This is a genomic window from Methylobacter sp. sgz302048 (genome assembly GCF_052162025.1).
Lineage (GTDB): Bacteria > Pseudomonadota > Gammaproteobacteria > Methylococcales > Methylomonadaceae > Methylobacter.
In genome coordinates this window covers 969,064-992,236 of sequence record NZ_CP197401.1, presented here as the reverse complement: position 1 = coordinate 992,236, position 23,173 = coordinate 969,064, and the positions used below count along the sequence as shown (strand labels likewise).

Sequence of the window (23,173 nt, the reverse complement as noted above, 5' to 3'; positions counted from 1 at the left end):
CCGGCGCTAGGCCAGAAAATTGTCATCCCTTTTGGCAAGCTCGGCCTGTTCTTTCTTCTGGGTCCTGTGCATCAGGACAACGAAATAAAGCGCCAGCCCGCAAAGAATCCAGGCTTTGAGACGAAAAAGGAACATCATCTCGGCGAGCAGTGTCGGATGACTGTGCAGATAAAGATTAATTGAATCGAAGATTTCCATTAAACCCTCCTATGCAAATCTCGTTAAAGCCTTAATAGAACTGATTTTGATCAAAGAATTCAAGATTAATTTCATAAGCTCATTAACACCTGATAAATCAACGAGTTAAAACGCTTTTAGTGGGGGTGGTGGGGATTTTTTACAGATTCTAACTTTTTTGAAAAATCCTAAGAAAACAATCAATTACCTATGACAGTTTTTGATTTGAATCTGACATAATTGAAAACAAACTCAGACTTATGCTGACATTAAAAGATGAATATCTGCTGTCGGCAAAATTTACCATTCAGAGTTAATGCTAAGTTAGCTTCTGATGTTATCCCGAAACTGTCTTTTGTGCCTATTGAGCTTGTGGTCCAGCTAAGATAATTGGATTTGAAAGATTATTTTATCTGATCAGGTTAAGATAGAATGTATATTATTTAAATTATAATTTTTTAGCTTGATGGAAATTCTTTTCTCTTTCCCTAGGCTCGACGACTTCATGATAGTTGAGCAGATGCTTATCACCGATGACATCCTGTTAAATGCATCAGATTTGGATGGTGAGCAACAATATCGATTGGTGAACTACCAACTCCATGATTTTGAGAAAATCGCTTGTCTACTCGATCGCAATATCGTTACCGATCTCGTGAAGCTCATCAGGGGAGCCCACATCCCTGACGGTGCAGCAGGCCAAAGCTTAAGAGTCGTCGCTGGATTGCAGGCATTTCTAAATGCAGCCGATATTCTATCTGATCCTGGCCTGGCTTATAATGAATTCATGGATTCTGCAGGGCTTTCGACTGCGGATACTGAACTGGCGTTGTTTCGAAGTGCAGATAATCTTGACGCTAATATCTATCTCGATATAGCTCTTGGCCTAAGATCATCAGTCCCACCGGGAGCGGTTCCACATTTTGAATCAGGGGAGCTTCAATCAAAGACAATACCACCAAAGCTCAAGCCATTCGAAAGAAATATTGTCACAATCAAAAAAGCTTTAGCTATCAAGGCATCTGAAGTAACAGATTATCAGGTAATGCTGCAGCTCACGGATTGGCTATTTGAAAAATACATGTTCACGCCTCCGGCGTTCTTCTTTTTATGTCTGTATTTAAGTAACGGACGTATCAGTCGTATGCTCAAATCACATGAGTTGAAAGACGTTCGGAATGCAGCATGGGATCTTTGCTTCTTGCAGCATTGGTACGATTTGATAAAGAGGGACCAAAATATTCAATGGCTCGCCGCAACTCGAGACCGTGCTATTCGAGAAGTCGCGAGGATAATGTTCATCAAAAACAGTGAGTCAGAAGCAGAATATTTTGAACGTCTAAGCAATGTATTCAAGCTCTTTTGGGGAGTCAAGAACCGCAATGGTATGGAACTGTTGGAACGGATTAAAAGCTTCCAATCGCGAATAGATCACCCTCAACGGAGCATAGTGTGTGCGGACTCGCACTATATTGAACAACTCAGTAAGGAAGTTGATGATGAATATAGCGCCATTTGTACTCGAAGTTAAGCAGTAAAAGTCTGGACTTAATCTGACAATAATTAGCATTATAGTGGTCATTTGTAGAACTGCTTGGACAAGTCAGTTGTAAACATAAGTATTGAATTTATCTGGATCTGTTTGTAGTGAAAATTAAGCATGTTATTCCGTTTAACACTACAATGTTTTCAGAAAAACTGTTCTAATGCCGTGGTCCAGTAAGTAAAATATGTAGATCTAGAGAATCACTTATTAGCGATTAATCATGAAAGACCTACTCAGTTTCCTGCAGGATTGGCTTCCGATTTTGAAGGACTTTATTCTTACCGGAGCAGCAATAGTTGGTGGCTATGTTGGATGGAATGGACTTAATACATGGCGGAGGCAATTGAAAGGCAACACAGAATATGAGTTAGCCAAGAAGCTACTACGCTCGATATATGAGTTGCGCGAGGCTATTGCGAGTGTAAGGCATCCTTTCATGCAATACTCTCAAGAGCCTGAAATGCCACAGGAGAAGCTAAAGGAACTGTCAGGAAAAGAAAAGCAGTGGCATGCAATGGCTCAGGCATATCAAAAAAGGTGGGAGTCCGTTCCAAAATCAAAATTATCACTTGATACTGCTCTGCTTGAGGCGGAGGTGGTCTGGGGTCAAAGAATAGTTGAAATCACTTCTCCTTTAAACGGATTGATTGGAGAGCTACTGTGGGCAATCGAGGATCACCTGGAGGCAATGAATCCGAATAGCCACTACGAGAACCCTGGAGCAGAGGAGATTAAGAAACGAAAGCGTATAATGTATGCACGTGGAGCGTCTGATCAAGATGAATATAAAAAACGCCTTGAAGATATTATCAAGTCAATTGAGAATGAGCTTAAACCGCATATTGAGCAATATCACCGCTAACGTGGTACTACAACTGACATCGGCGCTATCTCCCCTTCTTGATTGATCGCGGCGTTACGAAAGAATTGCTTGCCGATGTTAACCAGCCAGTCATCTGATATCTATGATCGTCCATTCATAGCCGATAGCGGCTACTCATGTTCATTTTTTTTAAATACTGTTAGCATAAGTTTGAATTTGATTTCTTTTATATCAAATCAGATCCAGAATTTTACAGGGAGGGAGCTTTCTTCCATGCTATTGAAATGTAAAACGCCGTTAGCTTTTAGTTGATTTGACCATTCAGGCTAAGCTCAATGGTGATGGTGGTTCTCTTTTCTCTATTAAAGAAAAGGGCCTTTTTACAGGCCCTTTTCGAACAGTTGCTACTCTATCAGTTCCTCAGCACTTGACCATTCATAATACCCACGGTCAGACATTACAGTTTTTATCCTGTACTTTCCACCTTCCCACAAGTTTTCGACTATCAATTTGCCGGCTGGACTAAAAACAGCAGCTTGATAAGTCTTTGGTTCAGTATCACCTATAGGCAAGTAGGTACAATAAACAACACTATATCTATTACCTCTTTGAGACACCTTGGTCTCACCCCAAATCTGCTGCACCAAAATGGTCAAATCTCGATTCATATCTGCCAGCAACTCTTCACGAGTCATTTTTGGTGCGAATGAATTTGGGTCCGCTATCTGCTCTTTACCTTCGAGCCCTTCAAAGCTTTGTTGAAATCTGTTCTTTAATTGGGCTAGTGTGGTTTTATTGGCGCTCATACAGCACCTCCAACAAATGAAGGTGTTATGACGAACTGTCTTTCAATGCTACCTAACTTGGTGTCCATTGCGCCAACAGGCGATAAGACAATTTTTTGTATTCTTACGTTATCAGGTAGTTCCCAATCAAATTTGAGCAATTTGTTGCATATTTTTCCAAACTTACCGATTTCATGTAAATGCTCAATGATGTCGAGCTGAGGCTCATAATCATCCACGGGTACTCTTAATACTCCGAATATAGATTCGCATTCTTCCTCCGTATCAGCGAATTCAACAAACACTTCAAACGGTATGTGGACCCCTGCATCAAACTCATCATCATTAATATAGGCTTCCAGATATCCAAAATCAGCAAATTCCAGCAATTGGATTTTGTGCTTTTTACTGAAAGTGTAGATTGAAACAGTGTCAGGAGTTGTTTCTGGCATGTTTTGGAGGTTATGAGATTGATGGGTGTGTTTTTGAAATTTAGTCATTTTGAGACTCCTTAATAAAAATTAAAATTTTTAACCATTGTTCGCATCGGAACCTTTCGGTGTCCGAGTATGTAAGGCACTAAAAAATTAGTGCTTAGGTGCCAGCAACCAACCCAATGATTGACTGACAACAACAATGTGGAGCTGGTAGTTAGTGAAATGACTAACGGGTCTTAACCCCCTGTACTGTGCTAAGCAGCTATCTCTACATTGCCGAGCATGAGCTCGATGTGGCAAAGATTAGCAGAAATTTTTAAAATGTCAATAAAAAATTAATTCTATGGCACTGATATTTTACATTACGAAATAATCATCCTAGAAACTATATTTTTCAGTAGAAAAATAAGTATAACCTATTTTTCAACTCAATAAATTGTAACTATTTGATAAAACAAATAATTTAAATAAAAGTTGGAATATTTGCCTTTCAAAAAAATTCCAGATGGTTAAATTAGCAAGGCAATGATTGCGTCAAATTCGCCTCTCAGTGATGCATGAGACTCACAAATCTAAAAAAAGCCCTACCTATTGGCTCAGATTTGTATATCCGCAGACGAGATTTTTTATATTCAATAAATTTTTAAAGCCTTAGACCAATTCTGAGGTTATGCCTAAAACTCTGTAAGTTATCTGCCCCAATCAGCTCGCTATAAGGGGCAATACTTTTGAAGCAACAGCCCACAAAGCAGCCAATATTGCACCTAATACCATTCCGCCAATGGTGATGGTTTTCCAAGCTGTTTTAACTGTTGTTTCAAATGTTTCAAATTTGGATACAGCTGAATCCAGAGACACACACAATTTTTCAAAGGCTACATCTACTTTTTGCTCGTGTTTTTCTTGACGTTCTATTAAGTTGACTGAAGCCTGTTCCATTGTCTCCATCTTGTTTTCTAATACTGTTATACGTTTGTCCGTTATATGGTGCTGCTCCCAACAATCATGATTGTTGGGGTTAAAGTCTTCTACTCTACTTTTCATCTGGTATTCCTTTGGTTTTTGACCAAACAATTGGCTGTTTGGTTATAGTTCGCAACCAGATATTTATGACCCCTAAAGCTTGAGCTTGTAGAGCTTCATCAACCACGAATCCATATTTCCGCTGAATGATAAAGCCACCAATAGCGACAATGTTGACCCAAAATGTTCTACTCGTAAAAATATCCTTGAAATCCTTTTCTTCTGACATATGCAAATTCCTTTTTTATTTAATTGTTAGCGGTCGCTTTGTTGTAAATCCATCCTCCAGCAGTTCCGATACCCAACAGCTTCAATATATCAAAGGCTCTCTCACCTAATTCCTTGGTCTTGCCTCTAGCATAATTGACAGCAGTTTTATTGCCGGATACATCTTTGAAATATTGAATCAACCGTTCTTTATCTTCTTGAGGTAAATGCTTACCGTCTTTTAATAGCCAATTCTTTGCGTAATGGGCAAATTTCTGTGGATCAAACCTTGCTTCGTTATCAACGTAGTTGAATGATTTGTCATACAAACTTTTCAAATCGTCGAATGAATGCAGCTTAGCGTAATTGGCTTTTGTCTCTTTCCATGCGTCAGTTACATTGGAACGATTGTTGAAGGTTCCGTAATTATCAATATCTTGCTCTAAAGCTTTCTTGATATTGTTCCAATAAGCCACATCCTTGCCTTCTGTTTTCAATGAACGGATTTTTTCATTAATGTCTTTATACAGGTTCAATGAATCATCAAAAGACGTGGTGTTCTTTAATCCTTCAGCAAATTGGCTTAATTCACTTTTCGCCTCAGCACTAGGCAATCTCGATAAACCCGAACTACGCTTGTTTAATAAATCCGCAACTGCCCGTTGAGTATTGCCCACAATAACTTGAGGTTCAGCTTGGTTGGGATTTGAAAATAACCGTTGAAGATTGGCATTCATGTTATTTTCAGTAACACTTCTGTATTCCGTATTTGTCAGCTTTTTGGCTTGGTCTTTTATAACATCCAATCTATTTGCCGTCGTTGCGCCTGACGTATCGATTTTCGGACGCCAAGATGAAGGCAGCATGCTTTCAATAACATCATTAGCCTTTTCAGTAATGATGTTATTTTGCTTATTAGGTGTTAATGCTTGGTAAGCCTTACCTAATCCATTACCAACTGCACCAAGACCACCACCCATCACTGTGCCAATCAAAGCGTCTTTTGGCATGTCTTCGACTTCTTTAGCATTACCAGCACCATAGATAGCTCCCGATAAAGCCCCCTGCTTTACCAAGCCAGCGCCTTTGGCAACTTTGTTAATTGGACTAAGAACGCCACCAGCAACAGCACCTGTACCATAAGCAACAGGATGTTCATTCCAAGCTGATTCGGTACGATCTCTATAAGCATCTCTAGCCATCTTATAGTTTTCATCCCAGCCGTTTTTTCTCAGGTCTTCGTTCAATAACATCCCGATACCAGCATTTAATCCGCCGACTATTTCATCGGCAAAATTGCCAGTACCCCAGTTAGCCGCACCTTGAGCTAAAGCTTCAATAGCGGATGTTTCGTTCTTTTTAGGTTTTGACTCATCATCCCAAACAATCTGACTGGTTTGTTGAACCGGTTCTTTAGGCTGTTCATCATCCCAGGTAATAGCTTCTGGCTTAGGTGATTGATATGGAGTTTCATCGGCACTAGCCGGTGAAATGATAAAGTCAGCAAATTTGTTAACGTACTTTTTAGTCTCAGACGGCAACATATCCCAATTACGAGTAGTTACCGCTTTGTTGTTTGGTCCAGCGTTATAGCCAGCAATAGCCTGGGCGTAATCGCCACCAAACTTGTCTAAATTACGTTTTAAATAGCGGGCTCCACCTTCAATGTTTTGATAGGGGTCTTGTGGATCAACGCCTAGTTCTTTAGCTGTATCAGGCATCAATTGAGTCAGGCCAATAGCACCTCGTTTTGAAACTGCTTCGTGATTCCCACTGCTTTCTACTTCTATCAATTTTTGCAACACGCCAGGTTTTAACTGATATTGCTGCTCCATCCTTGTTATAAAATTAGATAAATCCATTAATCTAATACCTCAATCTGATTCGCACCAACAACACGTATCCGCTTACCACCCATCATCCCTGTGGAACCGATGGCTTTGCCGTTTGTGGGTATCGATATAATATTGTTTTTAGACTTGGAATTACCTTTCGGTAATTCAAGACCTAACATATCGTAGTTATAGTTGCGTTTGGTTTGATATTGTTGGTCTGCCAATTCAGCTTTCTTGCGTAAACTTTGAATAGCTTCCAACTTCGTTTCATAAGGTGTTTTCGGATCAAGAATCGTTGAATTCAGAGCTTCCCTTTCAGCATTACTATCAAATATCTTGCTTGAGCCCCCTGCTTGCGCCATTTGTCTTATTAAATCGAATACCTGAGCGTTAATATCGCGCTTTAGCAACCCGTTATTTTTATCTTCGGTAACATTCGAACGAATAGTGTTGGTAATACTGTTGTCAGGCAAATTGCCCCATAGCCAATCATTCTTTCTGAAGTTTTCATCACCTTTTAAGTGCGATTCCATTTGATCTAAGGCATCAAAAATTTGCTGTCTGTTGGAATCATAATTCTGATCATTTGCGACGAACTCTTGAGCAGTACTTCGTTGTTTAGCCAGATTATCAACATCAGCCTTTACCTGAGCTTCTTGGTATAGCTGTTTTGTTTTAGGCGACATACCGGAAACATCAAATAGGTTTCTTGGTCGAGCGACACCTGGATTTACGGATGCAGTTGGAGTTGTAACATTTGAATATGGTGTAGGAACTTCTGTAGCAACAGGCGCAATTTCGCCAGTGCTGGGATTGAATTTAACGAATCCGCCATTCACTTGATCATTTTTCAATTCCCACTGCTTATCGCCATTCAGTTTTCCAGATAATACGGAACTGATCGCACTAGGGTCATATTGAGCAACCAATTTCATCATGTTTGATTGCTTTCCATCTAATCCCAACGCATCAATAACGCTGTTTATCTGATCACGTTGTTTGGCTGTTTGCTCATCATCAATTTGCTTTTTGTATTCATACAAGGCCTTTTGATTGGATAAAGCATCTTGCAACTGTTGTTGCCGTCTTTTCTCAATGAGTGCTTCATTCTGACGGTTACTGATGTCATCAATAGCCACTTGAGAAGCCAATTGCATTCCGTTACCAACAGAACGACCAAATGTAGGTTGATTCATCATGCCAGCGCCTAGAGCCAGCATGTATTTCTGAATCATTGGGTTTTCAAAAAATTTAGATAATCCGTCCATGGATAATTTTCCTTATTTTGATAAATTTGAACTGCCTAAAACAGCTTGTAATGTAGCTAATATTTCGGGTGAAGCACTTTGTGGTCCACTAAACATCCCGCCTTTATATTGTGGCGCGTATTGTGGAGTGATAAGTCCTGGCCCTACTGGTGGGCTATAATCATTTATAACGCCCCAGTTAGCTTGCGGCCCTGATGGTGCTACAAATGCGTTATTGCCTTGCGTAATCAATTTTTGAATATCAGGTAACGAGGCCAGAATCTCCTCATTAGTCATTTTGTTGGTATTCTTGGATAAAGCAGGCTCCAAGGATTTAAGGTAATCCGCTGCCGAAATATAACGTGCATCCTGCGTTGGTTCATAAGAAGGTTGACTTGAGCCTCCACCTCCAGAACTACCACCCATATACAATGGGAACACATGCGGAAAATAGGTCTTTAAAAAACGTTTTAGAAATTTCATGTATTAATCCTTTAATTAACTTTGTGATAATCCACCCATTAAACCACCAGCAACCGCGCCAATAGCAGTACCCCAAGGGCCAAACATGCTACCCATACTTGCACCAGCAGCCGCGCCGCCCAATGCCCCACCCATCGCATTGCCTTTAGTGGGTGTTGCTGTGCTTTTGCCAATCGTATTGGTAGTGCCCCATGAAGGATCGGGATTGATAAGGTTGCGGTACTTAACCAGATTGTCGTAAGCGGCATTCTGATTGAAGTTCCATCTGTTAGTCGCATCATTAAGCTGAGCTTGAGTATAATTTTGCTGAACACCACCCATTTGATTAAGCGCCCCCAATAAGGTCAGCGGTGTATTGATTACCGGACTATAGTTGCTTAATCCCATTGATTTGGATGTGGTATCGAAGTTGGCGTTATTGTTTAACAAGCTGCCGATAATATTCATTTGCGATTGCTTGTTGTTGTTTGCCAAATTGACAGCATTCAATCTATTCGCATTTTGATTGATGTACGCATCGCTCAGCATGTTTGTTGCTGAGTTAGCCATATTTATTGAATGAGATTGATCAGCGATTTTTTGACCAAAGCCGCCTTGGTTTTGAATCATCCCGGCCAACTTGTCATAAACACCATTAGCTTGTTCAGTTGCACCCGTTACATTATTTATTAACGATGGATCGCGAGTATCTTGATATAAAAATCGATTAATACCTTGTGAAGGATCGTTGACATTGTTGCTAGATAAGTATCCTGCAAGATTGCTCTGACCCTTGTTAGAAAGCGCTGTATATGGATTATTTACGCCGTTTAATAACCGCTGCACGGTATTCGACGCACCATTCATATAAGCTTGAGTGCCTGAAGCGTTTACATAGCTATTGGTTGAATCAATCGCAGCATTTTGATCACCGTTTAATTGAGCCACTTGCGACCAAGGTGTGTATTGAGCCGGACCTTGTGAATATAGACGAGCAGCATCCCTATAGCCATTGATGATATACGGTTGAGCCGCTGCCCAAGGTTCATTACGACTTTGGGCATTTGTATCCTGAGAGCTGCTACCACTTGAACCACCACTCATACGTACCCCCAAGAGCTAATGTCCGTATACAGGGGGAAATCTGTTTTGAAAGTCTGTTTTATTTTCATTAATCAATTCCTTTTGATTCTGTTTATTGGTTAGAACTTAACCATACTGCCCAAGTTATTTAGGCTGGTATTGTTCATGTTGATGCCGTTCACCGTACCACCACCAGAACTAAATAAATTACCTACTCCACCTCCTTTTAACTGGCCGTATAAGGCTCCAGCTTGTAACAATCCACCAAGGACATTGCCCGCAGTATTTGAAGAATGAGTTGGATTGGTAACATTGTTCGAACCCGATGTTGAACCACCATAGCTGGCTGTTGGATCAATCAATTGTTTGAATTTAGTTAAGTTGTCCCAGGCATTATTCTGGTTAAAATTCCAACGATTAGTCGCATCATTAAGCTGATTTTGTGTCTGGGTGTATTTCTGATTACCCACTTGCATTAACTGATCAATCATCGTTAATGGCATACCCATTGTGCTGGTGTAATTGCCTAAACCGGTTTGAATGTTATTCAGGTATTGTTGAGCACCTTGACCAATTAAGTTGTTTTGGAATTGGGCTTGGTTATTGAGGTAATCGCTGGCTTGCCCTAATGCGTTCAGACGATTACTTTCTTGCGTGTTGTAATCGTTTTGATACATCTGAGCTGAAGTTTGCTGTAACTGATTATCCAGACCCGCCAAGGCTTGCCCTTCCATCATTTCATTTCGGCTTGAGCCATAACTACCATCACCGATAGCTTGTCTTCTTAATCCAGGTAATGTATTGGTTAGAAAATTGTTGGATAAGGTTTGTAACGCGCCATTAACTTGAGTTTTTAGATACGGATTGGTGTTATCACCATAAGCCATCTGGTTGACAGCATTTCCTGTGTCCATTAGGTTGTTATTTGAAACATATCCTGCTAATCGGTTAGCTCCATACTGCGCCATATCGGATACGCCATTTTGACCATTCATTAAACCTTGAGCTGTATTGGATGCTTTGTTCATGAAGTTTTGCGTACCAGGAGAATTGATATAACTGGTTATGCCGTTCATCGCATTGTTTTGAAGTGGGCTAAACTCTGCCACCTGTGACCAAGGCGTGTACTGAGCTGGACCTTGTGAATATAACTTAGCCGCATCTTGCATCCCTCGTTCAAGGTAAGGCATAGATGGTGCCCAAGGTTCTTGTTTGTTTACTGTGCTAGAGTTCTGAGAACCGCCGCCGCTTGAACCACCACTCATAAGCGACCTCCAGAACTAGGGAATAAATTGATTTTTCGATTCATTGTTCATCCTTGAAACGTATATTTAATATTTATCGATTTATGTAACCATAGGGATATCCTTGGTTAGTGAAGTGATGATTTTTTATAGGGCTAAAGTAACGGCCAATTCGAACAGCGCATCCAGTTGTTCAGGTGTTTGACCGATAAGATTTCCCATCTCAATTACCTTCGGATGATTTCTAATGAAGTTTTGCGCGTAATTCCAAGCATCCTTCAAGGCGGTGTCTGTGCTATTAGCCACAGCAGTCTCAACTTGTTCGCGCAATCCTAATTGAGTTAAGGCTTGTCTGATTTGATAAGCGGTACAGCTTAATGGGGCTGGGGTAAGATCAGGAGCTATCAATGTTGGGAGTCCGTTATCATCACCAACAATCCGGTAACCTAAAGTTTGTGCATCCAATAATTCCCAATGCCTTTCACTGGTAATCTCTAACGCATCAGGAGGCAAAACGCATCTGGATAATGAATCATCGTAAAAACCATTAGTTGTTTTTGAGAAAAATATTGCCATGAGTAAATCCTTTTAATAGCCAATAGCCATCCATCTAATAGAGATTCCTGAAAGATAAGAACCAGCACCATTGGATACTGAGAACGTGACAGTGGATGTTGTACTAGCAGATACCAGTACTAAGTAAGCTGCGGCGCTAGTACCAGCGATTACGGCTGTTGCTGAATACAATGCGGTAGATACAGACGTTGGAAGAGTAACAGCACAGTTATTGGCAGCAGTACCTGAAGAAGTTGCTTGGCCCCATTGAATTATTATTCCCGTAGGCAGTTCCTGATATCCGTTAGTGCTGGCTGATTTAGGGAAGTAAGTAGGGAGATTCCCTGAATGAAATATTTCATATTGAACGTTGCCTAAACTCCATCCACCAACACTTAACTTATTGTTGGTGCCTAGCCCAAAATGTACTGCATATGATCCTGGTCTATGAAAACTTATGTAGGAGGCAGACGTAGCGCCACCATCACTTCTAATTTCAAGTCCTTTCGTACCAGACGTGGTGACCGACATCTGCCCTGATGATTCCATCGGGTAAATTACGCTGCCTGTAGTAAGTGTTCCTCCAACATAAATATTTCCAGAGAGAGTTAAATTACCATCTGAGTAATTATCAATTCTAAATGTGTAATCAGCAGTACTTGCATCAGTACTATGAAAATCAATATACCGGCCAATTTCCATAACACCATTAGATGCATTAATGACAGGATAACCACCTGAAAACCAATTACCGGATGCTGGAGAGGTAGGTTTACCCGTAACATTCGACCAAGCAGGAGTAAGTAAATTAGTGGTAGCACTGTTCCCGCAATCGGCTAAATCTATGTAACACCCCCTAGTACTACCGCCGCCTTCAAAAATTCTAAGATTGGTGCCCAATATATCTATTATCGTGTCGTATGAGAGGCCACCAGAAGCTGCTTTTGCTAAATGAATTTCACCGCCTTCTGAACCAGTTACACCACCAGCAAAGGTGGGAACCGCATCAGTGCGAGCAGCATTAGTGATGCCATAACCCTGTACGGTGGTTGGTGTGCCAGAAGTGATTTTTGACCAATCAAAGTCAGCATTGGATATGTTGTTTAGTTCTAGCGATAAGTAGCTTGATAGCTGGTTAATATCTTGAGGTATTAAGTTTGGGGTATACATTTACCATCTTCCTTTTTCGATGAATTCCACATCGAAATTTTCCATGGACCAATCACAATCCGTGTTGGTTAAAAACTTTAAGCTGACGTACCTACCGGTAGCCATTAAATCCACTTTATGGTCAGTTTCCATATTGAACTGATACGGACCTTGCCAAGATACAGACTGGCCTAAGGACATTTGAGCACCGACATAGATATTCAGTACTTTGTTGACCGAAGAACCCGCTACCGTGGTCTTGGGATAGATGCGTTTGATCGTTTTTATAGTCTGGTCAGCACCAATAGGTAAGTTTTGGCGCTCAACAAAACAGATCATTTCAGTACCATTTTCGGTAGTTACTGATTGATCCATTAAATACAGTTTGGAGTTGTTTTTATCGGCGACTATTAACGACCAAGCCGTTTTGTTGTATTTGCTGTAATCAAATGGAAATGTGGCGTCCGCGAAAAGTGTTGATGAATAGCTATCTATGGTTCCTACCGTAGCAATATCGACAAAGCTTTCGTTTATGCAAGGTGTATCAGAGGGCAATACTCTACGAGTCCAGGTATTTTCTTCGTAGTTGTATACCAAGGCTTGATCAGGGAAAGTTGATACCCCCGTAGCAAAGCAAATCCATATTTCAGAACGGGCATAGTTAGGCACCACGAATGTTCTTTGCAAGGCACTTGAATTTATAGAGGTAAACAAGAAACGCTTATTTTTATTGTCTATAATCGACTGGTAAGTAAATCCATCATGGATAATTACATCATCGTTGGTAACAACAAAATGTTTGCCTTTGAAATGAGTTGCGCAGTTCTTAGCCAGCATCCCGATATTGGGGAAGGCTTTTACGATACTGAATATTTTTGTTCCGCCTACATAGGACATAACATAGGTGGAGGTACTCTTGTAAATGACATTGACATCCTTTAACGGAAGCATGTCGATAATGTCACCTTCAGTATCAGATAAATCTTGATAACCTGCATCTTTGGTAGTATCAGTTTCATCCCATGAGGTAGGCAATGCTCCAGGCAAGGCAGATGCTGACCACATTACCCTAGAGCCTAAATGCTGTGGTGTTGCTGTAGTTACATCAGCAGCCACCAAATAGGCTTTGAATGAACGAATAACTCTAGCGGTATAGTTAGTTTTCCAACCAGACAGGTTAGCCATTCGCGTTGATTGGTTAACGGCCCAGGATTGAGGCGCATCAACACCGTTATTGAATACCGGCAGGCCGTTTAATAAGGTGTAAGTCCATAACCGATCATTGTTGCAGTTATAGTTAACATCAACACCCGCTGATTGTCTGGTTATGTTGTAATGACTGCCCGAATAGTAGCAGTACATTTTATTCAACCCACCATAAACATAAAAACTGCTGGAGTCTTTTTGTATGCGGGTATAGAAATAAGGAGCGATAGTTGATGAGGTATCAATTAACGTTTCGCAACCGGGCATCTTGACGATTGACCCGCCTTTGAAACGCATATTTTGAGCATCAGTCCAAGCTAAACCTACTTTATTGTCTGCTGGTAAGTTTTCTGATTGAACGTCTTTTATAACTCCAAGTGATGCTATGTTGTTAAATGATGCGATTGTCATAAGTTGGTAGTTCCTTTACCGGTTTATCTTTATTTATCGCGAAATTAACTGCTGTAGCCAATATTTCATTGGTCTGGGCGGCTTGATTGACAGTTTCGTTCCTGAAGCTTTCAATAGCGGCAGTTTGGCCTAGGTTTGTTTTTGCAGTCTCGACTAACATAATGGGCATCCAAGCCAGAGAGCAATTCCATTCCTCTTTGATCAATTCACCCGTTTGCGGGTTAGTTCCACCTAAAGCGGTATACCAAGCACAACGATGAATTTTGTTGTCTTTGACTTCTTCGCAAGTGTGTCCAAGTGGACAGGTATGTACTATTTCAATTGCCATTAGTTTTTAACCGCTAGAATGGCTGTGGCGTACTTTGGCGTGAAGTTCGTACCTGAGTTGTTAGAAACTGTGGTGCTAACAGTGATACCAGTCCCGCTTACACTGGTAACGGCGGCTGCGCTGCTATCATATGGAGCAGTACCACCACTAGCTGGTTTTTGGTTTCCAGCACTATACGCATAAGTGTAACTGTGTGAGTGACCAGGATCGCTAACAGAAGATGATGCGCTGTGGTTGTGGGTTGCAACATATGGGTTATAAACCGGTGTATGAGAACCACCATACCAGTTACCGTATGTAGCTTGCTGGGTTGCGGTGGTAGCACCACCTGTAGCAGTCGATGGGTTTGCAGACCAGATAAATAAAGCTCGTCCATCCAACGAAGTATCCAGTGTCCATCCAGTAGGCGCTGAGTTTTGAGCAAACAGCATACGTGTACCAGAAGGAAAGGTATCAATCGATCCGGCACCAGAAATTGTTGGTTTTGATGCGAATGATGTTGAACCGTTGAATGCGGCTGATCCGTTGAATGTGGCGGTGCTACTCACGCTCGCCGTACCTGTGATAGCTACTCCAGTAGAGGTAACGCGGAATGATGAAGCTCCGTTAGTATTCAGGTAGATGCTTCCGGTTGATGTGTTTTTTATAGTTACATCAGTGCCAGATGCAGGTGTAACGTTAATTTCATTACCTTTAAACCTAGTATTTCCATGTGATAATAACTGGAATGAGGTCCCATCGAATCGAACTGTATAAACACCTCCAGCGATAATAGTCCCAGCTGGGACGGCAGTTCCGTCTTGTCCGACTACTGAAATTGTAGCCAAGCTGTTTACTTTGATTATAGTAGCGCCGGTATTGGAATAAGCGGCTTTAAAGGTAAATCCTTTGCCCGCGCTATAGGCTGTCCAAGCAGGAGAAGGTGTAACCACAATCGCGTTGGCAATACCGGTATCTGCAAGGTAAGTGGTAGAACTCAGGTCATCATGTGATGCTGTGGTAGCACCGGTAACACGAGTAAAAGTATTCTGTATTGTAGATTTCACTAACCTAATGTGATCATCTGCCGTTGATACGAAGTCGATTGATCCATCAGGATTAAGTGGATTTAATTGGTTTATATAGGTAGCTGACTCTAATCCGCTCATTGTATTTCCTTATACTATGTAATCACTAAAGGCTCTCAATGGACTTCCACTAAAGCTTTCCAGTGCGGAGTTTTCCCACATATCATTGATGGCTGCGTCAAATTTTTCCTGATAAAACGCAACCATATCTGGGTCTACTGTGTAAACACAGGCTTCTATTAATGCGCCGTACAAATAAACGTAAGGATATTCAGTCAATATCCAGTTCGTTGGGTTTGTAGAGCTTAATGAAACGACATCCTGATAATAGGTGTAACTAACTGTGTACTCACCATCAGGTATTGGTGAAAATAATATTGAATTACCAGCGATACTATAAAATTGGGGCATACCTGTTGAACCATTGGCGTTGTAAGCCAAAATAGTCTCATCCGGCAATAGCGTTAAAACGCTATTGGGTGAGCCTAATACTTGAATGTTCTTTAATGAAGCGTAATCGGCTGGTAAATCCACAGTAGCAACACCGACAGCTGTAGTTGCGGTTCCTGCTATTTCTAATTCCCTGGCTCTAATGTTATTACTGATCTTTCTTTCAGCCAGATAGATGAACACTGGTATTTGTGTCCCTAAATCTGTTCTGTGTATCCAATCGGCAACAGTATCTTGTAATTCTTGGTAATTGGTTAATGCCATTCCTTGGCCTCATCTTATTTAAAACTTGCCTGAGCAAGTTACAAAACCGCGATTATCTCTATCGCGTAACCACATTTTTAACCGTGGCATATGTTCTGGGTTAAACACATCAATACCATGCTCGGTTAATAATTTTTCTACTGTCACCATATCCAATTCAGCGATATGGCGAAGCCCTCTATCTCTGGTAAATCCGTTATTTTCAGAGTTGCGCAGTTGGAGGTTATGTTCCATTAACCCAGACAAATCAACAGCATTTCTTAAATGCAACGTGCCTGTTGAATAATCATAATGCGCTTCCTCGATAACACCCTCTTGATTTACCGTTCTATCTAACAGCCTAGCCATAAAAAATCACCATTCGATCGGTACGATATTTATTTTGGCTGCGGCTGAACCTTGAATGTGGGCAATATGTGTACAACCATTAACATCCAGTATGAGTTGCTCATTAGCAGTCACAGCAATACAATCTGCGGTTGCTGTTGTTGTTGATGTCCCTGGTTTGATGTATGCGTAGGCACTAGGCACTGGGCAAATAACACGAACAATACGAGCAGTTTTACCTGATGCTGTGTTTGGAATTGCTGTGGCTGCTGACGCGGCACCTGTTGTTACCGTGATACCTGTTGCAGTAATTTTGATTGCTTCTTTCATGATTGATTGTCCTTAACTAATTGATCCTTTTTTAAAGATTCCACTAGAAGCCACAACATGTTGTGGCTTCTAACGATTCTCTTCCCCTTACTGGGTTAAATCCCTAATACTGCCGTGAGCGCTGTTAGCATCAACTTTCAACGCTAATTCGGCCAAGATTTCTTTAGCCTCATAGTCACCGGTAACAGCCAAATCTTTTGTTTGGAAATTACGTAAGTACGCAGAGGCTAAACGACCAGTTTCCATCACATATACAGTGCCTTGGTTGGCAGTATAAGTTGTTGAACCAGAAGTTAAGTCTTGGAAACGGTTGGCAACGATTTTCAATGTACCGAAGTCGGATTCGTAGATTGAAATTGTTGACACCAATGTTTTATCAGCAACGTCTTGAAAACGTGTATTAGATGAACTGAAACCAGAAATAACCTGACGTTGTTTTGGATTGGTCATAATCACATCTGGATCACCACCAGCAGCGTAAACTTGCTGGATCACGTTTTTCAATAACGATTCAGTTAAAGCACGGTTGCCAGCCGCAGTACGGGCTGTATTAGTGCTGTAAGCAGGCATAGTAGCGCCAGCACCAATATCGTAGTTGGAATCAATCCAGCCAGCTAAACCACGAGTTTGACGTGCAGTAGTAGCGTTGCCAGCGTTTTGAACGTCATTGTTAATCAATGCCCATTCGATATCGCGTTTTAATTCTTTGGTTTTTTTGGTTAACTGATAAGCCAACTCGTCTTTGCCACGACCGGCTTTATTGGTTGCTTTAACAGTACCTGATACAGAAGCTGTTTTAGCAAAGATTTGAGTGTAACCACCAACACGAGTAGTGGCGCTAAATACTGCTGAAGGCGCAACATCACCTTCTAATTGAGCATTAGCTGATGGAGCCGCTAATGAATCCATTTGCCATTCAGTATAAGTAGCGTCTGCTTTGTCCTTTCTCAACATTTTGGTGAAAGGGCAATCAGTTGGAGAGATGTTGGCGATAAGATCAGATAAATCTTCTCTTGTACCAATAGTGTTATAGGTATGATCTGCTGCTTGTAAAGCCATATTAAAATCCTTTTAAAAATGGTTGGTATATTAAATTTAGGTTTCTGCGCTTTAATATAACAATCACTACTCGGTGCTAGGGTCCGTTGCTGGTTATCCATCCGTGAGTCTTTGCTTCCCTTCAATTCGGCTTCAACTAATAATCGCGCTACTTTTATCAGTTGGTGTTTCTTGCTTGATTGTCCGTGTTGGGTTCAAACAAGAAACGTAAACTATATTTATATTTATAAGAGTTCAGCCATTAATGCTGCAATTGCTCTATCATCACCACTTCTTATCGCGGCTGATTTGCGTTTGTTGAAATTATCACGTTCAGTGGTTGTTTCATTTTCTGGTTGTAGAACTCTTGGTGGGACGTTTTGAACCTTTTTAGCGGCAACGTTTTGTTTTGCCATTAATTCATCGTACATACGTGCTTTATTTATAACGTGCACATAGGTTGGGTTCAGTAAAACCGCCCGCATGTCTTCTTGTGACAAGTTAAGTGAGTTGGCGTACTTTCCAATATCATCGACCAATGTTCTGAACCGCCCCGGATTTTTCGGAGGCCGATGGTTGTGAGTCATGCCGCCTGAGCAGACTCAGTCAGTCGTTGATAATACTTTTCTTCAGCCTCTGCCGGTGGAATGTTACCGATTGGTTCCAGCAAGCGTCGATGGTTAAACCAATCAACCCAGGCCAGTGTCGCCAGCTCCACGGCTTCCCGGTTTTTCCAGGCCTGTCGATAAATCACCTCGGCTTTATACAAGCCATTAATGGTTTCGGCTAGCGCATTGTCATAGGAATCGCCTACGCTCCCTACTGAGGCTTCGATACCGGCTTCGGCCAAACGCTCGGTATAGCGGATCGACACGTACTGCACGCCTCTGTCGCTATGGTGAATTAAACCACCTGCCGGTCTCCTGGCATAGACCGCTTGTTCGAGTGCATCCAAGACGAAATCAGTGCGAGCGGAAGCGGAAACCTTCCAGCCGACAATAAACCTGGAAAAGACGTCGATCACGAAGGCGACATAGACAAAACCTTGCCAAGTGGAAACATAGGTAAAATCGGCTACCCACAACGCATCCGGACGCTCTGCCTTAAATTGCCGATTGACGCGGTCCAATGGATAAGCCTCATCAGGGCGGCTGATCGTTGTCTTGACTGTTTTGCCGCGCACCACGCCTTGTAACCCTAGCTGGCGCATCAAACGTTCCACTGTACAACGAGCCACGTTTTTCCCTTCACGCTGCAATTGTCGCCAGACCTTACGCGCACCGTACGCTTGGAAATTGTCCTCCCAAATCCGGCGGATCTGATGGCCTAAACTCTCATCCTGTTTAGCACGGGCTGATCGCAGATTAGGATTGGCCTGACACACCGCATGCCGATAATACGTCGACGGGGCAATCGGCAATACTTTGCAGATCGGCTCGACCCCATAGACATCACGGTGATCGTCAATAAAGGCTTTCATCGTTTGAACGGGCGGTCGAGCTCCGCCTGGGCAAAATAAGCGGACGCCTTACGCAGAATTTCATTGGCTTGCCGGAGCTCACGTACTTCGCGTTCCAAGGCTTTCAACCGCTCTCGCTCTGACGTTGTCAGCTGTTCTTGTGCACCACTCGTTTTTTCGGTTTCACGTACCCAGCGACGCAGGGTTTCAGCGGTACAGCCGATTTTAGCGGCAATTGATTGAATGGCGGCCCATTGTGAGGCATATTCGCTTTGATGTTCATGCAGCATTTGAACTGCGCGCTCACGGACTTCCGGTGAAAAGTTGGTGTTGGTTTTCTTGGTCATAGCTCCATTTTCTCATAAGTTGGAGCCTCCGAGAAAATCGGGGCGGTTCAATCTGTTCTTTTGAAAGAGTACATATGCCTTTTTTGGTATTACTAATCTTTGATTTTTGTTCCTGTGACATAGAAATACCCTTATTTGGGGACGTCCTACCTTTGTGTAATTCAGACATCGCTTTGCTTCGTAGTCTACGAAGCCAACCATATATCTTAACTCCTCCTCCAGCACTTCCTAACACGTTACAAGCATGAACGAGCTTCTTGTGTTCTGGATACATTTTAACGAGCAACTGATGTGCTAAATAATGTTCTTCTGGTGTAAGTGCAACTACGAAAGGATTATTACCAAACAAACATTTCGGAAACATGTGATGTTTTTCAACGTATTCGTTCTTTGGTAGTTCTCTATATAATGCTCTGTTTATCAACTTCCAATAATGATTAGCCCATTTCTCTTGATTTTTCGTATTGTACGTATGTGAAATTTTTACCATAAAAAAATACCTCCATATAGGAGGTATTTATGTAAAAAATAACAGATGCTCTCACCAACATTAACTATCCAAAATGTCTCTCACTTTATCCATCACATCATGAGTCGTTAAATGTTGGTAGCGTTGTAAACTTTGTAAGTCGGCATGACCTGATATGGCTTTAATCTGTGCTAGTGAAAGTCCAGCTTGTGTTAACCTGGTTAATTGTGAATGCCTGGTAGTATGAAAAGTTACCCCATCTATACCTGCTCGCTCACAAGCTTTCTTCCACGCTGTTGATGAATAGCCACGTGGAGCTTCTCCTGTTTTGTTGGGAAAAACCCACTCACTGGTTTTGCCTCTGTTAACTAACAATTCATAAACTCGTTTAGACATTGGAAGAACACCAGCTGTAGATGTCTTTGATCTCCATACTGTTATGGTGCGTTTTTCAAAATTAATTTGCTCCCACTTTAAGTTAGCTATTTCGCACCAGCGACATGCAGTATCAATCAGAACTACTGTAAACACATATAGTGTCTCTCTGTTTTTTCTGTGGGATGGCCCTCCCCTGAAGTTTTCATCAGGTCGTAGCTCCTTCAGTAGTCTTTCCTCTTCTTCTTTAGTAAGAACACGAGTTTTAACGTTTTTGACTTTAATGGTAGGGCTTTCAACTTGACATATGTCATATCCAAGTTTTCTCATTAACTTTATAGTACCCGTCAATATCAACAGATTCTTCTTTACAGTAGCTGGCTTAAGACCTCTCGCGAACCTTTTCTCAACAAACGAGTGCAAGAAAGCATTATCGATTTTTGACATTGGCAAACTTGAATTCATATTTTGGTTAATCCAATCAACAACAAAACCAATCTCTCTTTGATATTTTTCGTTGTCTCGTTTTGATTGTTTAAACAGTTCCAATGCGTCTTTGAGGGAAATACTTTTCCCACCTAACTTGGATTGCTCAACAGCTTCATCGTAATACTGACGGTCAATTTTCGCAGCTAATGTTCTATTTTTGGTTTTGGTGCTTTTTACGAATCGTTTGCCGTTGAGAACAAATTCTGAATAAAAGTATTGAGAATTAGGTCTTTTAGTGATCATTGATAGTTTCTCCTTTTTATTATATTTATGGAGACTATCCAGTAATAATCACATGGCAGACAACGAGTTAGACTAAATTCTTTTTAAGTTAAAGTGGGGGTGATTTTATAAAACAGCCTCAAAATACCCACGCCGCATACTATGTGGTGTTGATAGGATAAGTGAAGATTCAACGATTTTAACTTATTGATTTAATTGAAGTAAGCCCTTGGTTTCTGCGGATTATAGGATCGTAAAGGGGTTCTTCAAGATTAATTTCATTGCTGTAATATTTTGACGTTAGAATCAGAAACTTAGCAAAAACCTTGACCCGTCGAAATTGATTATGGAGAAGGAAAAAGAAATAACTTACCTGATGCCGAAAGGTCTCAGAAGATGGCGCCGATACAGCGATTTCTTTGCATACCCTGAAGATCGGGAGCTGGAAGAATTAAGAATCGTGCATTCGCTGAAAGCATCGCTGGAGGTAACGAATGTCGCTTTTTTTGACCAGCCCAGCACGCGGGGCCGAGGCAATGATCCGCCCGATTGCGAAGCCTTGCTGTTCGATGGCAGGCGGCTGGGCGTCGAGGTGACGGAACTGGTCGATCCCGAGGCCATCATGGCTTATAAAAACGGCGTCCTCACACAATGGGCCGAATGGGACGAAGACAAACTGATCAATTCGATCACGCGGCGCCTCAAAGCCAAGGACATCGCCAAAAATATTAAAGGCGGACCTTACGACACCTATATGGTGCTCATCCACACCGACGAGCCTATCCTCAATTTTGATTACACGTTCCCGATCCTGTCGGATCATACGTTCCGCTATTTCTCGGTTATAGACCGGGCCTTCCTGCTGATGTCCTATGACCCGAAATACCGGTGCTGTCCGTATATCGAATTGAATATAGAAAGCTAGGCCGTGTCGTCGCTGACAGCCGGCCGCTGCTTAAGGTTTCAGATTGAAAACAATGCCAGCCCCATCGACGGTTTGCTGTTTCTCGCCTTCCGGGTCGTGCGTCATAACCGCGCCACCGTTCAGTTCCAGTGCCCGCTGCTTTTTTCCGGCTGCAAACAGGCCCTGCGCAGCGGCATTCTGCCCGCCCTTCTGTGCGGCACCCTCGGTCATCTTGAACGGAATGGAAAGATCGAGCGGCTTTTGAAATTCGGTGGCATTGCCTGCATCCACTGCCGGCGCGTCTGTTTTTTGACCGGCTGATTTACTGCGCTCGGCCTGATCCTGTTTCGTGCCAGCCTCGGCAATGGTTTCATAACCATACAAAAAAAAGCAGGCCCCCATCATAAGATTCAATAATGCTATGCGGTAATTTTTCATTGTCTATCACACTCCAGCCATAAAGTCATACCTCAGAATGATTATATTACACTTAATGAACAGCACCTGAATGTGACAATTAACGCCATAAAAAAATCCCAAGCTGAACAATTCGCGGGCTGGGTTGCGGCTTTGCGTAAAACAGCGGCATTAGCCGGCATGATTTCGCCTTTATTTTCGGATACGCCTAAAAATACTCGAAGTGCCAATACCCCAATTCCGTAAGGCTGGAGGATTTATTAGGGCGATCAAATGCATGCCGATTATGAATCTAATCGCATAGGCAAAAATATTTAGCGGGGATAATGAATTACATCAAGGCCTAAAATCTCCGGAGGAGAGATAAGTAAAAAGCATGGGCATAAAAACCAAAACAGCGTAGAGAAGAGCCACGCCACCTATAACCAGTAAAAAACCATATAATTTTTCCATCACCGATTCCACCCCAGTCAGAAAGTCATATCTTTAAGGCAACT

General features: G+C 41.8%; 27 protein-coding genes and 1 other annotated feature. Of the genes, 3 read left to right on the top strand and 24 right to left on the bottom strand.

Translation table 11 applies throughout. From position 1 onward, the window contains the following. Window positions 1-6: 6 nt before the first annotated feature. A complete protein-coding gene (locus ACTNE6_RS04890) occupies window positions 7-198 on the bottom strand; it encodes a hypothetical protein (RefSeq protein WP_194969037.1) in 192 nt (63 codons plus the stop codon). 484 nt (window positions 199-682) lie between these two features. On the opposite strand from ACTNE6_RS04890, the gene ACTNE6_RS04885 reads away from it, so the two are divergent. Together ACTNE6_RS04885 and ACTNE6_RS04880 are read left to right on the top strand one after the other, a co-directional pair. After that, entirely contained in the window at window positions 683-1,708 is a 1,026-nt protein-coding gene (locus tag ACTNE6_RS04885; protein WP_442498808.1) for a hypothetical protein, read from the top strand. Between the two features lie 235 nt (window positions 1,709-1,943). Then, entirely contained in the window at window positions 1,944-2,585 is a 642-nt protein-coding gene (locus ACTNE6_RS04880; protein WP_442498807.1) for a hypothetical protein, read from the top strand. 365 nt (window positions 2,586-2,950) lie between these two features. Here the strand turns inward: ACTNE6_RS04880 and ACTNE6_RS04875 are convergent, their stop codons facing one another. The 22 genes from ACTNE6_RS04875 to ACTNE6_RS04770 form a co-directional block, all read right to left on the bottom strand. Beyond that, complete coding sequence (locus ACTNE6_RS04875) at window positions 2,951-3,352, bottom strand: hypothetical protein (protein WP_442498806.1); 402 nt, start codon at window positions 3,350-3,352, stop codon at window positions 2,951-2,953. Then, complete coding sequence (locus tag ACTNE6_RS04870; RefSeq protein ID WP_442498805.1) at window positions 3,349-3,831, bottom strand: hypothetical protein; 483 nt, start codon at window positions 3,829-3,831, stop codon at window positions 3,349-3,351. The genes ACTNE6_RS04875 and ACTNE6_RS04870 overlap by 4 nt, the downstream gene beginning before the upstream one ends. Before the next feature lie 639 nt (window positions 3,832-4,470). Beyond that, window positions 4,471-4,812, bottom strand: a complete 342-nt coding sequence (locus ACTNE6_RS04865) for a hypothetical protein (RefSeq protein ID WP_442498804.1) — start codon at window positions 4,810-4,812, stop codon at window positions 4,471-4,473. Then, entirely contained in the window at window positions 4,802-5,020 is a 219-nt protein-coding gene (locus tag ACTNE6_RS04860; RefSeq protein ID WP_442498803.1) for a hypothetical protein, read from the bottom strand. Before ACTNE6_RS04860 ends, ACTNE6_RS04865 begins: the two co-directional genes overlap by 11 nt. 19 nt (window positions 5,021-5,039) lie before the next feature. Then, window positions 5,040-6,860 (bottom strand): lytic transglycosylase domain-containing protein, encoded by a 1,821-nt coding sequence (locus ACTNE6_RS04855; protein ID WP_442498802.1) that lies wholly within the window; start codon window positions 6,858-6,860, stop codon window positions 5,040-5,042. Then, a complete protein-coding gene (locus ACTNE6_RS04850; protein ID WP_442498801.1) occupies window positions 6,860-8,101 on the bottom strand; it encodes a hypothetical protein in 1,242 nt (413 codons plus the stop codon). The genes ACTNE6_RS04855 and ACTNE6_RS04850 overlap by 1 nt, the downstream gene beginning before the upstream one ends. A 12-nt stretch (window positions 8,102-8,113) precedes the next feature. Further along, window positions 8,114-8,563 (bottom strand): hypothetical protein, encoded by a 450-nt coding sequence (locus tag ACTNE6_RS04845; RefSeq protein WP_442498800.1) that lies wholly within the window; start codon window positions 8,561-8,563, stop codon window positions 8,114-8,116. A gap of 15 nt (window positions 8,564-8,578) precedes the next feature. Then, window positions 8,579-9,646 carry a hypothetical protein gene (locus tag ACTNE6_RS04840; RefSeq protein WP_442498799.1) on the bottom strand — a complete coding sequence of 356 codons (1,068 nt, stop codon included), beginning with the start codon at window positions 9,644-9,646 and terminating at the stop codon, window positions 8,579-8,581. A 98-nt stretch (window positions 9,647-9,744) separates the two neighbouring features. Then, entirely contained in the window at window positions 9,745-10,890 is a 1,146-nt protein-coding gene (locus tag ACTNE6_RS04835) for a hypothetical protein (protein WP_442498798.1), read from the bottom strand. Window positions 10,891-11,016: 126 nt separating this feature from the next. Further along, window positions 11,017-11,445 (bottom strand): hypothetical protein, encoded by a 429-nt coding sequence (locus ACTNE6_RS04830; RefSeq protein ID WP_442498797.1) that lies wholly within the window; start codon window positions 11,443-11,445, stop codon window positions 11,017-11,019. 12 nt (window positions 11,446-11,457) lie between these two features. Beyond that, window positions 11,458-12,594: a gp53-like domain-containing protein gene (locus ACTNE6_RS04825; protein WP_442498796.1), complete on the bottom strand. Its 1,137-nt coding sequence runs from the start codon at window positions 12,592-12,594 to the stop codon at window positions 11,458-11,460. After that, window positions 12,595-14,190 (bottom strand): hypothetical protein, encoded by a 1,596-nt coding sequence (locus ACTNE6_RS04820; protein WP_442498795.1) that lies wholly within the window; start codon window positions 14,188-14,190, stop codon window positions 12,595-12,597. Continuing rightward, window positions 14,171-14,518, bottom strand: coding sequence for a hypothetical protein (locus tag ACTNE6_RS04815; protein WP_442498794.1), 348 nt, complete (start codon window positions 14,516-14,518; stop codon window positions 14,171-14,173). Before ACTNE6_RS04815 ends, ACTNE6_RS04820 begins: the two co-directional genes overlap by 20 nt. Then, window positions 14,518-15,666 carry a hypothetical protein gene (locus ACTNE6_RS04810; protein ID WP_442498793.1) on the bottom strand — a complete coding sequence of 383 codons (1,149 nt, stop codon included), beginning with the start codon at window positions 15,664-15,666 and terminating at the stop codon, window positions 14,518-14,520. The genes ACTNE6_RS04815 and ACTNE6_RS04810 overlap by 1 nt, the downstream gene beginning before the upstream one ends. A gap of 9 nt (window positions 15,667-15,675) precedes the next feature. Beyond that, on the bottom strand, window positions 15,676-16,299 hold the full coding sequence (locus ACTNE6_RS04805) for a phage adaptor protein (protein WP_442498792.1): 624 nt from the start codon (window positions 16,297-16,299) through the stop codon (window positions 15,676-15,678). An 18-nt stretch (window positions 16,300-16,317) separates the two neighbouring features. Then, window positions 16,318-16,647, bottom strand: coding sequence for a hypothetical protein (locus tag ACTNE6_RS04800; protein WP_442498791.1), 330 nt, complete (start codon window positions 16,645-16,647; stop codon window positions 16,318-16,320). Window positions 16,648-16,653: 6 nt separating this feature from the next. After that, window positions 16,654-16,956 carry a hypothetical protein gene (locus tag ACTNE6_RS04795; RefSeq protein ID WP_442498790.1) on the bottom strand — a complete coding sequence of 101 codons (303 nt, stop codon included), beginning with the start codon at window positions 16,954-16,956 and terminating at the stop codon, window positions 16,654-16,656. 87 nt (window positions 16,957-17,043) lie between these two features. Further along, window positions 17,044-18,015 (bottom strand): DUF5309 domain-containing protein, encoded by a 972-nt coding sequence (locus ACTNE6_RS04790; protein WP_442498789.1) that lies wholly within the window; start codon window positions 18,013-18,015, stop codon window positions 17,044-17,046. A gap of 224 nt (window positions 18,016-18,239) precedes the next feature. After that, entirely contained in the window at window positions 18,240-18,581 is a 342-nt protein-coding gene (locus ACTNE6_RS04785; protein ID WP_442498788.1) for a hypothetical protein, read from the bottom strand. After that, a protein-coding gene (locus ACTNE6_RS04780; RefSeq protein ID WP_442498787.1) for an IS3 family transposase occupies window positions 18,578-19,800 on the bottom strand; the annotation gives its coding sequence in 2 pieces (ribosomal slippage) (window positions 18,578-19,509 and window positions 19,509-19,800; 1,224 coding nt in all). The genes ACTNE6_RS04785 and ACTNE6_RS04780 overlap by 4 nt, the downstream gene beginning before the upstream one ends. Next, window positions 19,400-19,516, bottom strand: a sequence feature (AL1L pseudoknot). (Overlaps the previous gene by 117 nt.) Beyond that, window positions 19,757-20,290 carry a hypothetical protein gene (locus ACTNE6_RS04775; RefSeq protein WP_442498786.1) on the bottom strand — a complete coding sequence of 178 codons (534 nt, stop codon included), beginning with the start codon at window positions 20,288-20,290 and terminating at the stop codon, window positions 19,757-19,759. Before ACTNE6_RS04775 ends, ACTNE6_RS04780 begins: the two co-directional genes overlap by 44 nt. Window positions 20,291-20,350: 60 nt before the next feature. Further along, window positions 20,351-21,376, bottom strand: a complete 1,026-nt coding sequence (locus ACTNE6_RS04770; protein ID WP_442498785.1) for a tyrosine-type recombinase/integrase — start codon at window positions 21,374-21,376, stop codon at window positions 20,351-20,353. 325 nt (window positions 21,377-21,701) lie between these two features. On the opposite strand from ACTNE6_RS04770, the gene ACTNE6_RS04765 reads away from it, so the two are divergent. Next, complete coding sequence (locus ACTNE6_RS04765; protein WP_194969038.1) at window positions 21,702-22,280, top strand: hypothetical protein; 579 nt, start codon at window positions 21,702-21,704, stop codon at window positions 22,278-22,280. Between the two features lie 30 nt (window positions 22,281-22,310). Here the strand turns inward: ACTNE6_RS04765 and ACTNE6_RS04760 are convergent, their stop codons facing one another. Further along, a complete protein-coding gene (locus tag ACTNE6_RS04760) occupies window positions 22,311-22,697 on the bottom strand; it encodes a hypothetical protein (protein ID WP_442498784.1) in 387 nt (128 codons plus the stop codon). Window positions 22,698-23,173: the final 476 nt, after the last annotated feature.